The organism is Virgibacillus sp. GM2-2 (assembly GCF_055329585.1).
Genome location: NZ_JBUZWC010000003.1, coordinates 182,355 through 195,216 on the forward strand (window position 1 = coordinate 182,355; position 12,862 = coordinate 195,216).

General features: G+C 37.0%; 12 protein-coding genes and 1 pseudogene. 1 reads left to right on the forward strand and 12 read right to left on the reverse strand.

Translation table 11 applies throughout. The features are described from left to right. Positions 1-83: 83 nt before the first annotated feature. Together ACY9Z2_RS06020 and ACY9Z2_RS06025 are read right to left on the reverse strand one after the other, a co-directional pair. On the reverse strand, positions 84-257 hold the full coding sequence (locus ACY9Z2_RS06020; protein ID WP_463608713.1) for a hypothetical protein: 174 nt from the start codon (positions 255-257) through the stop codon (positions 84-86). Positions 258-458: 201 nt separating this feature from the next. Further along, a complete protein-coding gene (locus ACY9Z2_RS06025) occupies positions 459-1,220 on the reverse strand; it encodes an MBL fold metallo-hydrolase (protein ID WP_463608714.1) in 762 nt (253 codons plus the stop codon). Between the two features lie 118 nt (positions 1,221-1,338). Between ACY9Z2_RS06025 and ACY9Z2_RS06030 the strand changes: the two genes are divergently transcribed. Next, entirely contained in the window at positions 1,339-1,749 is a 411-nt protein-coding gene (locus ACY9Z2_RS06030; protein WP_463608715.1) for an Lrp/AsnC family transcriptional regulator, read from the forward strand. Between the two features lie 104 nt (positions 1,750-1,853). On the opposite strand, the gene ACY9Z2_RS06035 is transcribed toward ACY9Z2_RS06030, so the two are convergent. The 10 genes and pseudogenes from ACY9Z2_RS06035 to ACY9Z2_RS06080 form a co-directional block, all read right to left on the reverse strand. After that, positions 1,854-2,171, reverse strand: a complete 318-nt coding sequence (locus ACY9Z2_RS06035) for an alpha/beta hydrolase (RefSeq protein ID WP_463608779.1) — start codon at positions 2,169-2,171, stop codon at positions 1,854-1,856. A gap of 144 nt (positions 2,172-2,315) precedes the next feature. Beyond that, positions 2,316-3,602 carry an RNA-guided endonuclease InsQ/TnpB family protein gene (locus ACY9Z2_RS06040; RefSeq protein ID WP_463608716.1) on the reverse strand — a complete coding sequence of 429 codons (1,287 nt, stop codon included), beginning with the start codon at positions 3,600-3,602 and terminating at the stop codon, positions 2,316-2,318. Positions 3,603-3,959: 357 nt separating this feature from the next. After that, a pseudogene (locus tag ACY9Z2_RS06045) lies at positions 3,960-4,342 on the reverse strand (alpha/beta hydrolase); the annotation flags it as partial. 108 nt (positions 4,343-4,450) lie between these two features. Next, positions 4,451-4,837 (reverse strand): YhjD family protein, encoded by a 387-nt coding sequence (locus ACY9Z2_RS06050; RefSeq protein WP_463608717.1) that lies wholly within the window; start codon positions 4,835-4,837, stop codon positions 4,451-4,453. Positions 4,838-5,215: 378 nt separating this feature from the next. Further along, positions 5,216-6,088: a YitT family protein gene (locus tag ACY9Z2_RS06055; protein ID WP_463608780.1), complete on the reverse strand. Its 873-nt coding sequence runs from the start codon at positions 6,086-6,088 to the stop codon at positions 5,216-5,218. A 75-nt stretch (positions 6,089-6,163) separates the two neighbouring features. Continuing rightward, on the reverse strand, positions 6,164-7,342 hold the full coding sequence (locus ACY9Z2_RS06060; protein ID WP_463608718.1) for a M20 family metallopeptidase: 1,179 nt from the start codon (positions 7,340-7,342) through the stop codon (positions 6,164-6,166). A gap of 210 nt (positions 7,343-7,552) precedes the next feature. Further along, positions 7,553-9,223, reverse strand: coding sequence for a transglutaminase domain-containing protein (locus ACY9Z2_RS06065; RefSeq protein ID WP_463608719.1), 1,671 nt, complete (start codon positions 9,221-9,223; stop codon positions 7,553-7,555). Positions 9,224-9,368: 145 nt separating this feature from the next. Beyond that, positions 9,369-10,163, reverse strand: coding sequence for an HAD family hydrolase (locus tag ACY9Z2_RS06070; protein ID WP_463608720.1), 795 nt, complete (start codon positions 10,161-10,163; stop codon positions 9,369-9,371). A gap of 105 nt (positions 10,164-10,268) precedes the next feature. Next, positions 10,269-10,871, reverse strand: coding sequence for a YdeI/OmpD-associated family protein (locus tag ACY9Z2_RS06075; RefSeq protein WP_463608721.1), 603 nt, complete (start codon positions 10,869-10,871; stop codon positions 10,269-10,271). An 85-nt stretch (positions 10,872-10,956) separates the two neighbouring features. Next, positions 10,957-12,489, reverse strand: a complete 1,533-nt coding sequence (locus tag ACY9Z2_RS06080) for a serine hydrolase domain-containing protein (protein ID WP_463608722.1) — start codon at positions 12,487-12,489, stop codon at positions 10,957-10,959. Positions 12,490-12,862: the final 373 nt, after the last annotated feature.

Below are 12,862 nucleotides of genomic sequence, written 5' to 3' on the forward strand. Positions count from 1 at the left end.
AAAACCATGCTTAATTCTAACTCACGGAAGTGTCCTCCCTATTAGGCTATGGAATGTCGTAATAAATGTATCATCTTTATATTTCATAGAGTCCCCTTCCTCAACCCATCTAGCCACGCATTAAACACGTACACGCCCTCCACCAAACACTCTCCACTGCACGCAGTTCCTAGTCGTTTTAAGATCTCTCCTGCTGATAATATTTGTTGATGCATCTCATACCAATCTTTTAAAATAACAAATACTTGATTTTCCATATACGCCATCTCCCTTTTAATAATTCATCGGATTTAATCCGATAAAAACTTCCTACAACTATAATCGTAAGAAGGAGCAGGTTTGGTGGCATCAAGTTGGAAAATTTTTAAAATTTATAATCTATACTAATACAAAAAGTACACGAACACGAAAAAGAGTTTGTGCACTTTTTGTTAAAGTAAATAACTAAACTATTATGTTTAAAATGAGCATGATTCACCGTCATCTGGAATTAGAACATTAGAGGAAATTCCTTTCTCCTCGATAAAGCTCTTTAATTCTTCTCTAGATAAAGTCCAATGATTTACCGCTTCCATGTGGACAGAAAGAATAGTTGCATGAGGCGCAGCTTTGTACACTTCATAGATGTCATCCTTACCCATGACTAGAGAACCACCCTCAAGGAATTGATTATCTCCACCATTTACTACAATAATTTCTGGTTTTTGCGTATCAATTACTTCTTGAACAGCATCATACCATACCGTATCCCCAGCTACGTATAGCGTTTTTTCACTTGGGTGGCTAAAGACAACCCCACACACCTTACCGGCAATCTCTACCACTTTACCTCTACCGTGTTCACCTTTTGTTTTTGATAATTTAATTCCTTCAAAGACAGTATCTTCTCTGAGAATTTCTACATTTTCAAAACCAGCTTTTCCTACTTCTTTCGCATCTTCTTCATTTTGTACAAATAGTTTACTACTCTTTGGTAGTATTTCTTTGGCAGCATCATCGAAGTGGTCTAAATGTAAATGGGTAATAATAACAGCGTCTACATGATCTATGATTTCTTCAATGGAAGTTGGTAAGCCAACCAGCGGGTTATTCTGATCCTGCCTTTCCGAATTTGGGAAAGGAGGATAGGTACCTTTCTCTGCTAAAAATGGATCGATTAAAAACTTTTTACCGGCATATTTTACAACGAGCGTTGCATTTCGAATTAGTTTGATTTCCATGATTTTAACTCCTTTTCATTTGGTATGCTTTTAGTTTATACTATGAGCAATTGACAGATACATAGATGAAATCAAGTCTTTTAGCCGTTTGACTTGATTTATGAAAGGAATGACTAAAATGTTAGATAATACCGACTTACGTATTTTAGACGAGCTATCGAAGAATAGTCGTATCTCTATGAAGGAGTTGGGTGAGAAAGTCCATTTGACTGGGCAAGCTGCTTCAGCAAGAGTTGCTAAACTAGAAGATAACGGAGTAATTGAGAGCTATACCATCAACGTTAATCATAAAAAGCTTGGGCTTTCTATACATGCTTTGATTCATATTTATACTAAAAGTGCACACCATGAACCTTATCTTTCATTTATAAATACTCAAGAGAAATATATTATAAACAACTATAAAATTAGTGGAGAAAGTTGCTATGTTCTCGAATGTAAATTCGCTTCGAATGAACAATTAGATGAGTTCTTAAGAGGCTTGAACAAATATGTTAATTACAAATTATCCATTGTTATAAATAGTTAATTAGGAAAATTTCAGTTACGTTTTTTGAACTTACTAAACTATATAGTTTAGTAAACTGCCGCCATCATCCGTTTTCTGACAACGCCGGCAGTCAAATAATAATATTATAAAGCTTTTTTAATGAATTCCAATGTTTTTTCGATAATAAACTGCTGATCATTATCAAGTGTGGCAACGTGATAACTTTCTTTCAAATGATATATTTCCTTTACCTCTGAACGAATGCCATTGTAAATAATGTTTGCATTATCTGGAGGAACAACATGGTCTTCTTCAGAAACAAAGATTAATGTGGGACAAGTAATTTGAGATAAATTCCCTTTTACCTTTTCCATCAATGTTAAAATTTCTTTTATCGATTGAACTGGTGTTTTCGCATAAGCAAGTTCCGTAATTCCTTGCTTCTTAATGTCCGAACCAATAGCATGTCAACAACCCATGACTGAAGTCACGGGCTTGTAAGGTTTTAGACCTTTAGAATTTACAGCGGACTACAGAACGAATGTCCTGCCCTTCAAACCACGCTGGAGGTACTGTTTGGGCTCTAAGCAACCCGTTTATATTCGTTAAACCACCATTAACCGTGGTAGTATTACTTCATTGGTATACCATTCTCCATATTGTTTAAGGTTGATCGCTGCATTGATATCTCGGTCATGATGTGCATCACAAGAAGGGCAGCTCCACTCACGGATATCTACATTTCCTTTCAATGCTGTATTCGTATGCCCGCAAGCTGAACATAATTGTGTAGATGCAAAATATTTCGGTGGTTTGACAAAGTATTTCCCTCGTTGTTCTAGTTTGTATTTTAGATACAGGCGGAAACTACCAAAACCATTATCTTGCTGGTTTTTGGCATAATATTTATTTTGCCCAATGGCACGAAGGTCTAGATTCTCCACTACAATCATGTCATAACGATTCGCTAGGGCATAAGCTTTCTTATGAAGCCAATCGTTTCGTTGGTTTTTTACTTTGATTTGTAGGCTTGAAACGACAAGCCGTTGTTTTTCCCAACGATTAGAGCCTTTTACTCTGCGTGATAGTACCCGTTGTTCTTTTGCTAGACGTTTTTCCATCTTTCGATAATAGTGAGGATAATTGGCTTTCTTACCCTCATTGTCCACGAAAAAATGCGATTGAGAATAGTCTAGTCCTAGAATACAAGTAGGTGTCCCAATGCTTGTCATTTCCATTGGAAATTCAACGCAAATAGACACGTCAAATTGTCCTTTCGTGTTCATCATAATGGTCACGTTTTTAATTTTACTACCTTGTGGTAATGGTCTATGTGTGTGTAGCTTTAACCCAACTACTTTCACAGAAGATTTTTGTGCAGATGGAAGAAATAATAGGTCATCTTTGATGTAGATAGTTCCATTTTGATTGTATGTCGTATAGCTGGCTTTGCTACCTTTACGAGAATGGAACCGTGGTATTCCTTTTAAATCACGAAATGTTGGTTCAATTCCTAGTGTCTTCTGACGTTTTAAGGCAGACTTCTTGTATTGTTTCATATACGCAATCTTGTTAAAAGCAGTTATCGCCTTGTTGAAATGTTGCTTTGCTTCATTAGAGGCGTATGCGTCTACAAGATACAAGTAGGCTACGTTGTCAACACTGACAGATTGTTTTTTGAATGCAGAAACAGTAGGCATACCCATTTTCTTTAATGAAGGTAGCTTGTCACCAATTTGGTAATGGTTCCTCTCCAAATAATCATATAAATGAGCAACATGTAGATTGTATATTTTACGGTCTGCACCAAAACACTGACGTAAGTATATTTCCACTTCTGGAGAAATAGGGGTAGCACGATACACATAGCCACGGTTTACGAATTCAAGCATTGGTTTCACCACCTGTCATTGTTGTTTTTGTTTTTCAATATATGTACTTTACACACCACACTAGTTGGCATTGAAGCGAATAGGCATAACCTTTACCGTAACTAACTTTTGACACAGTGATCACCTAACGTCAATTATACTATATGTCTTATCATATACGTAAAATAGTTACTGAATTATGAATGATTTCTCTATTTTTTTACTCATATGTTTAGAGTTGAAAGGGATCTCGGACAATTGAGTTGGCAAAAGCCAACCCTTGTCCGAAGCCGATTCATCTCATGACTGAAGTCACGTGGGTTCTCGGCTAAATTCTAAAAATCTAGTATCTTCAACTTGGGCGGCTGGTTCCATCTCTGGAATTTTTACAGCAGCATTGATCAGGACAATTGCTTGTACCTCCGGATGATTTTCTGCCATATATAATGACAGCATCCCGCCCATTGATAGACCAGTAACAATAATGGTATCGCACCTTTCTTTTAACCATTGATAGCCTTTTCTTTTTCTAGTGAAGCAATCCAATCCTGGTGAGTAGACTGTTCCATATCCTTATAATGTGTACCATGCCCCTTAAGGCGTGGTCCGCAAACCGTATAACCAGCCTCCGCATATGCCTAGCCCAACGGTCGTATGCTCTGGGTTGATCCTGTAAACCCATGGGATACTAGGATTCCTATTCGGCTTCCTTCAAAATAAAATGGTTCCGCACCTTCTAAAACTGGATAATGTTCAGACATGTTCATTCCCCCTGTTTATAAAAAATTTTTCAGTGTGTCATTACCTTTTTGTTATCATCATTTTATCATTTAAATAATTCTGATAATAACTATTTGTTTTTTAAAAGATTATTGTTTTTCCAAGGCATCACGCCAAGCTCGTGGTTTATGCTTAAAGGGAGCCGCCTTATCTCCATATAAATATTTTCTCATCGTTTTTCTGGTCATTGTTTTCAATTCTGCAGAAGTAAATTGAATAATTTTAGATTCATCGTTTTCTTTACAACTATATCTGATAACATCATTTTCTTTACCTAAATACTTCACATCAATATGATGAAACATAATTAACTGCTGTTTGACATGGTTTATGTCCTTCTGAAGTTGATCCATGGAAGCCTCTAACCTATCTAAATAAACGTTTTCCATCTTAGACACTTTAAATTCTGATTGATCTCTTCTAAATACTTTTAAGACGAGTGGCAACACGATAAAATCATGTATGAGCTTCTCCATCATGCAACACATCCGCAAAATAGCATTATGATTTTTTTGTGTCGCCCAACTGAATATTTAAGCAAATCCTTCATTGTTTTCGCACCTCTCAACTAGAACATTTGTTCCATTTTAACATAATACTTTTACCAGTCGCAAAATTAAAACCCTTATCCATATCGATGAATAAGAGTTTTTCTTCTAAAATATCAACTTAACTAAGGGTAGATATCAACCAGTTTGCAAAGATAATTCCTCCAACTGTATTCACTATCCCAAATGCCATTATTAACTTCCCTTGATTACCGACAATTATATAGAGAATACCCCCAAATCTAACACAACAAAGAGGACATTAGTGAATAAATGTCCTCTTGATCTCTAAAACCTACGCTTAATTTAATGAATATTATTCTTCCTAAAGTTTCCACCCTTTACTTCTGCTACTTCATATACGGTTACAAACGCTCCTTCGTCAACATCGTTAATAATCTCTTTTATTTTGCTTTCTTCTAAACGATTAATCACGCAAGTAATCTCCGTAAATAATTCATTGGTATAACCGCCATACGCTTCTTTATACGTTGCACTTCGACCTAAACGATCGCGAATAGTTTCAACCATTTCTTCTGGCTGGGTTGTGATTATCTTGAAGGTTTTTGAGCCACTTAAGCCTTCTTCCACAATATGTATTACTTTTGAAGCAATAAAATAGGCAATGGCTGAAAGAATAGCTCCTTGGAGTCCAAATACAGTTGAAACAATGATAAACACAAATACGTTCAAGTAAAGGATTAAATCACTTGTTCCGAACGGTAATTTTCTAGAAAGCAAGACCGCCAGCATATCTATTCCATCCAATGCCCCACCATTCCGTAAGGCTAGCCCCATGCCAAAACCGATAATAACTCCTCCGACGACGGTGACTAACATGGTATCCTCTTGAATAATCGTTGGTATGTAATGCATGACACTAGTGCCAATTGCTAGTGAAGCAATTCCGATAATCGAATAGATGGCAAAACTTTTACCGATTTGCTGATACCCTAACCAAACGAAAGGCAGGTTCAAGATTGCAATGAGAACGCCCAATGGTATGCCAAATACTTCCGATCCGACAATACTCACACCTGTTATACCGCCATCAGATACATTATTCGGGATTAATACCGCTTCTAGTCCATAAGCAGTTATAAATCCGCCAATAATGATCATTAATCCTCGTAAAATAATCTTAAGTCTTTTCGATTTTTGCTTCGTGGTTTTTCCCATAGATTTCCTCGCCCCAAACATTTTATCTTTTTTCACTCTACTACTAATGATAGCACATCTTGTTCGGTCATAAAGTTAAGTTTCACTACCATCACAATAAGAGGCTACTACACTAGCCATCGCTTTAGCACTAATGATAAGGCTTTTTTCATTGATATCAAATTTAGGATGATGGTGTGGATATGCTTCACCAGAATCAGGCATAGCACCGACATAAAAGAAACATCCAGGTACTTTTTGCAGATAGTAAGCAAAATCTTCTGAGGGTGGCTGTGGTGGTGTTTCCAAAACAGCTTCTACTTCTTGAATGGATGCTTGCTCTAGAGCCTGACGTACATGTTCCGTTACTTCGGGATCATTATATAGAACAGGATAATCATTTTTATATTCAAGCCTAGATGTTACTCCATATGATTTTTCTAAACCTTCCGCAAAGGCGCGTATTTCCGTTTCTACAATTTCTCGATTCTCGCGGGACATGGTTCGAACATCTCCCTCAATGGTAACGGCATCTTTGATGACATTGAAGGTACCTTTTCCATCAAAATTACCAATGGTGATCGAAACTGTATCAAATGGATTGATCCGGCGGCTAACGATCGTTTGTATATTTATGACGAATGAACTTGCTGCAACAATCGCATCATTTGCCAAATGGGGAGAGGATCCATGTCCACCTTTCCCTTGTACAACTAATTTAAAATAAGACCTTCCCGTTTGTGCGTTCCCACCTCTGTAATAAATATGACCCGTTTTCATGTTGCTCATTACATGAATTCCAAAGATTGCATCTACACCTTCAAGGACACCCACATTAATCATACCAATCGCACCACCAGGAGGAGTTTCTTCGGCTGGTTGATGAATAACTTTAATCGTACCTTTTAATTGATCTTTAAACTCGGCTAACGTCTCCGCTAATACAAGCATGTATGCTGTATGACCATCATGACCACATGCATGCATAACACCTTCGTTTTTTGATGCAAAAGACAATCCTGTTTCTTCACTTATTGGTAAGGCATCAAAATCAGCACGTATGGCAATGGTTTTTCCCGGTTTCGAACCTTTAATGGTAACAACAACACCGCGTTCACCACCAATGCTCGTCTCAACTGAGTCCACTGACAATTCCGTATAAAAATCACGAATATATTTGGCCGTTTCGTCTTCTTGGAAGGAAAGCTCCGGATGTTCATGTAGATAACGGCGAATTTCGATGATGCGGTCCTTGTTCTCAATTAATTTGTTCATCAGCTCGTTTAGTAACAATTTGTTTGTCTCCTTCTATCTATTTTCAACCTAATATAAAGATGTACCATTTAGTAAATGATATACTACTTTAAAATAAATTTGGATAATCCGAACTTTTCACTTAGGTTTAGTTGATTAGAATTATTTTAACACCTTGTACAAAAGCAATAAAAAAATCCACCCTGTAAAAAACAAGGTGGCTCAACTTCCTTAATAAACAATCTCTTCACGTGTATGCGTCTTTTTAAATTCATCCATATTCGGATCAAAATATTTGTCTGTGTATTTAGCTACAAACTTTCCATCCTGGACATAACCAGAACCCCGTGTCGGATCCATCAGCACCCATTCTCCGTCAATATTTGCCTCTACCCAAGCATGGCGTGCAAGATTAGCACGACCACTGATATAATGTGACTCAATGCCGGCAGCACGTAACAAGGCAACATTCAAAAAGGCATAGTCCTGACATACACCACTTTTTGTTTTCAATGTTTTTAACGCGCTGTCACTTAATTTAAATAAGTCATTTTCCAGCTTCTCGACATCATACTTTATATTTTTCGCTACATAATCATAAATAGCTTTGGCTTTCTGTCGTTCTCCCTTAATTCCTTTTGTTATTTTTGTTGCAAGATCTTCAATCTTCTGCGAATCGGACTGAATTCCACGAGACGGCAGTAAATTGCGCTTATCCCCTGCTTTACTATTAAGCGTAAATGTTGCGATTCCAGAATATCTAAAGTATGACTGATATGCACCAGGGTCAGTCGGAATATTAACCGTTACTTCATATTCTCCTGGACCAAATCGAAGCCAAAATTTTCCTTCAAATGTTCCGTTATTTGCTGGGATAAGGTAACTTGCTTCAAGATCCCCCTTTTTCGTCGTTACAATTAATTGTTCAATTTTTTTATTATCGGAGACACTTTGATTATACGAGCCTGCAATGCGAAAAGTATTATCATCAACTGTTAATCCACCAGCCTTTGGATATTCAAGATGAAATTCATTTTTTGTATAATCTTGATAAAAGGTAATCGGTGTTGTTTTCGCTGATGATGTATTGTTGACCACTAACTTAGCAGCCTCTAAATAATAATTTTCACGTTCCAGGTCAGGTACCATAACCGTTATCTTATGTTCTCCACCGCCATAATGTAACGGAAGCTCCGTTTCGAACTTTCCATTCTCAATAGGAATAAGCACTTCCCACGATTCCGATTCTTTCTTTCCTTTAATCATTAGACTCTTCCCGTTTAGCTTGGCATCGATAGTTCCTTCTAGGTGAAACATTCCGCCCGCTTCTGTATAGCCACTAGCAGGTTGTGAAATGGTTATTCCATTTTTTAACGCTTCACGTCCGATAAAAATATCTCTGGTCATCTTAGCATTTTCGTTCGTCACTTGAAGGGAACTCATCTCGTAAAAATGATTGTCTTGTTCTTTGTTCGGCAAACGCACTGTAATGTCATAGTCTCCCTTACCTTCGAACAACTTAATCTCTTCGCTAAATTTACCATCCTTAATCGGTAAGTAATAGTTAAACTCTCCACCCTGTGGTCCAAATAATTCTACCCATATGTAGCGTCCATCCAGTCCAGATGTATCCTTAATTTCTCCCTCCAACATAAATGAGGATTCAACGGAGAATTCTTTACTTTGCGGAGCTGAGAGCGTTGCATCAATTTCGTTTGCATAAGCAGACAATTCGAGCGGCTCACCGCTTGACTCCACAATTTTGGATTCTTCTGATTTGGATTCTTTATTATTTTCTTCTGTCTGGTCTTTTTTCTCAGCAGAACCTTCCGAATCGGTACATCCACTAAATAAAAGTAACACCGAAAAAGAAACAACTATCAATTGAGACCATTTTTTCATTCTCATTCCCCCAATCTGTCCGTACCACAATTGTTTGATATCTATTGAAATAATAACATAACCAAAGTACTTATTTAATAGCATTTCCATTGGTATAGCTAAATCAACTAGATCTCTTATCTAGTTCATTATTCTTGTGTTAGTTTCATAGTACATACTTCTCAAGTGCAGTAGCAATTCCGTTATTATCATTTGATTCGGTTATGTATTTTGCACAATTTTTCAACTCAATTACTGCATTTCCCATGGCAATTGGAAATCCGCATTCGTGGAATAATCCCAAATCATTAAAATCGTCGCCAAAAACCATCGTATCATTTGGACTTACTCCAATATCATTTAACGCCCACAGAACAGCGTTTTCCTTTGAAGCTGATTTTTGCATTATTTGTACTAGGACCCCACCATCGGTTGCAATTACATTTACATGCTCATCAAATTTTTTCCTGATTTCCCTCCACATGTTGTTGCCTAAAACCAGGATTTTGGTAGGAGAAATAGTATGGATGAAATTGTCATCGACTAACTCGGGTCTAGGATCAGTTTTACGAATGCCAAGATGAGAACACTGCGAATCACGAATAGGTGTACACGTGTACCAGGAATCGTTTACCTCGTATGAAATCACTGACTGTGGCTCTTGTGACATGATAAATTTGGTAATTTGTCGACTTATATCTGTTGGGATACTAGTATGTCGTTGCATTTGTTTAGATTTACACGTCACAAGTGCACCATTGTAGAAAACAAAATAATCTACAAAATTGACATCTTTCATAAATTGCCAAACTGCTCTTGGTGGTCGTGCTGTGGCTATAATAATATGTATTCCAGAATCAAAACATCTCTTAACAGCTTCAAAATTACGAGACGATATAGATTTATTACTATCAAGTAATGTACCATCAAGGTCTAACACAATTGCTTTAATATCGGACAAGTTTCCATCTCCTATACTAATATTTTGAGAAACAACTAAAATTGATTGACCCCCTAATTTCAGGTAACTATTGATTCCTATAGGGGCCAATCTATTGAATATAAACTATTTATCATTCATTCCCTTTCCATCAAGAATATGCTTCATATATTTTTCAATCCTTGAAACTCGGGTTTTGGATTGTTTGGCTCCTGAGAAATAAAGAATGTATGCTCGTTGACGTCCCGGAGTCAATTCTTCAAATGCATTTTTTAAAGTTTGATTTTCATCGAATTTATCTTGAAGTTCTTCAGGAATTCTGTATTCTTTTGTCTTTTTAGCCTCCACCTTCAATCCGGCTTTTTCCACTTCAATCGCTTCTTTAATATATTCTTTCAATATGGGTTCCAGCTCAACAACTTCTTCAACATTGGTGAACCGAATCTGACGCGCCGCCTGTACATTCTCTGTTTGCTGGATTAGGATTCCATGTGCATCCTTTAACAAGGCTCCTTTATGAAACAGAAGAGCACAATAATCTTTAAATCCATGTATTAACACAACATTTTTATTGTCAAGTGTGTAACAAGGATGCATCCATTTAAATTCTTCAGTCAGTCCGCAATCGAGAACGATTTGTCTTAGCTTCACAGATTCTTCCTTCCACTTTTTGGCTTTACTTAAGTATTCATCAACCTTTGGATTCGTTTCTTTTTTTACATCTGTCATATAGTTCTCTCCTTAATTTGTTTCTCTTATTAAATTAGTATATATAACTATTTTTTTATAATAAAATTTATTGAAAATCAATCTTTTATTTGCGCGTTGATTGCCTATAAAAAATCCACCCTCGTTGTATAGTTAGTTTATTATCCTCAAATTCTAGCAACCCATGACCTGGACAGTAAAATTTACTACTATACAAGTACCTACATTCTAGGGTATCGTCACCATCGTTTAAAAAAGCTATTGCGTTTTCAAAAAAGAAGCTGAATTGAAGTTCATCTTGTTTATAGACCCCCGCCAAATTGGTTAAATCGAATAAGTCTAGCCTGTTAATTTGCCCATCTATCCTTTTGCATCCTGCACCATTGACCATAATGTAATCTTTATGATCCAATAATCCAATGAAGGCGATCGCATTTCCCTGTTTATCTATAGCAGCTACATGATCATCCTTAATTGCACGAAGGCTATACTTCTCCGTATTAATTTCCACATATGGTTTATTCAAATCTTCGCTCAGCGTAACAAACCCGCTTTTTGCACTCAGGTAAGATCCGTAGCTCTGTTTAACAAGTTCCTGATTTACTTCTTTCCATTCTACCTCTTCTACCATACCAATCTGTTGCAGAATTTCTTCTACTAACTCCCAACCAGTATCCTGGTTCGCAAGCGTCACGATGCCTAGGTTATGGTCTGGAAAAAGTGCAATAAAGGAACGATACGAACCAACACCACCACTATGCCAAATAAAGTTGATTCCACGATCTTTTTCTTTAATCCAGCATAAACCACCAAAACTTTGTGGCAATGTGTAGCGATTAACTTGTGGATGGAGTAGTTCCTGAACCGACTCACTAGAAAGAATTCCATCCGACCCACCATTTAAATAGAATTGTCCAAATTTCTTCATTTCACTTACATTTGAAATACAAAAGAATGACGGATGACATGCAGTATTCTCTGGGAATGAATGGACTGCCTCGAATTCCCCGTCTCGCCCTTTTTCATGCTGTAGTGCGGTCGGATACGTAAGTGCCCGTAATGGGTCATACGTACTTTTCTTCATCCCTAATGGTCTGAAAATTTCTTCCTCTACTAGCTTGGCAAAAGTCTTATCCATCACGCGTTCCGCTACATAACCTGCTAGATTGATTGCATGGTTCCCATACGAATAAAGAACTCCTGGTGGAGCAACAAAAGGTAGATTTGGTAACTCCTTCTCAACATAGTTTGCTAGTCCGTCTGCAGAACGACCACCAAACAAGTCACCACCATCCGGTAAACCAGCAGTATGACTTAGTAGCATACGTAACGTAATGATCTCAACCGCCTTTTCATTGCTAAGTATCAGCTCAGCTACGTATACTTTAATCGGAAGATCCAGTTCAACCTTCCCCATTTCTACAAGCTTCATAATTACCGTAGCTGTTATCGTTTTGCTTATGGAACCAACTCGGAACATTGTTTCAGGAGTCACTTCCACACCTTGTTGTTCGACACTTGTAACGCCTAACCCTTTTTCAAAAAGCACGTCGTTAGCTGTAAAAATGGAAACGGCCAAACCTGGAGATTTTTGCAATAAATTATTTGCTTTTTCTTCAATTTTATTTAGTTTTAACATGTTATGCACCTCATCTTTTTATAAGGTGGACCGATTATTTATTTGGAGTTTTATCAGAAAACAAAAAGAGACATCTACAAAATGTAGTGTCCCATTGGTTACGTTTTCTACAGAAATTCAGGTTCCACACTTTTGTAATGTTTATAGACATACTACTCCCTGGGAGAAAAACGGGCTGTTTTCCAAAAAGAGTATGTTCAGTTAGTTTCCATTACAATGAGTATGTTGGCATACGTTTACCTAAATTCCTTTCTTCCAAATAAAGTTATTAATAGATTACCATAACTCGAATCGTTTATCTACTGTTCTATATGATTTACCTAATAAACGAACCTTTCTATATAGGAAACTGAATAATGCTGGAACAGTTTAC

Bases quoted from the DNA above. Each gene is read 5' to 3' on its own strand.
- ACY9Z2_RS06020 (WP_463608713.1), bottom strand. From the start codon at position 257: ATGGAAAATCAAGTATTTGTTATTTTAAAAGATTGGTATGAGATGCAT.
- ACY9Z2_RS06025 (WP_463608714.1), bottom strand. From the start codon at position 1,220: ATGGAAATCAAACTAATTCGAAATGCAACGCTCGTTGTAAAATATGCC.
- ACY9Z2_RS06030 (WP_463608715.1), top strand. From the start codon at position 1,339: ATGTTAGATAATACCGACTTACGTATTTTAGACGAGCTATCGAAGAAT.
- ACY9Z2_RS06040 (WP_463608716.1), bottom strand. From the start codon at position 3,602: ATGCTTGAATTCGTAAACCGTGGCTATGTGTATCGTGCTACCCCTATT.
- ACY9Z2_RS06050 (WP_463608717.1), bottom strand. From the start codon at position 4,837: ATGGAGAAGCTCATACATGATTTTATCGTGTTGCCACTCGTCTTAAAA.
- ACY9Z2_RS06055 (WP_463608780.1), bottom strand. From the start codon at position 6,088: ATGGGAAAAACCACGAAGCAAAAATCGAAAAGACTTAAGATTATTTTA.
- ACY9Z2_RS06060 (WP_463608718.1), bottom strand. From the start codon at position 7,342: ATGAACAAATTAATTGAGAACAAGGACCGCATCATCGAAATTCGCCGT.
- ACY9Z2_RS06065 (WP_463608719.1), bottom strand. From the start codon at position 9,223: ATGAAAAAATGGTCTCAATTGATAGTTGTTTCTTTTTCGGTGTTACTT.
- ACY9Z2_RS06075 (WP_463608721.1), bottom strand. From the start codon at position 10,871: ATGACAGATGTAAAAAAAGAAACGAATCCAAAGGTTGATGAATACTTA.
- ACY9Z2_RS06080 (WP_463608722.1), bottom strand. From the start codon at position 12,489: ATGTTAAAACTAAATAAAATTGAAGAAAAAGCAAATAATTTATTGCAA.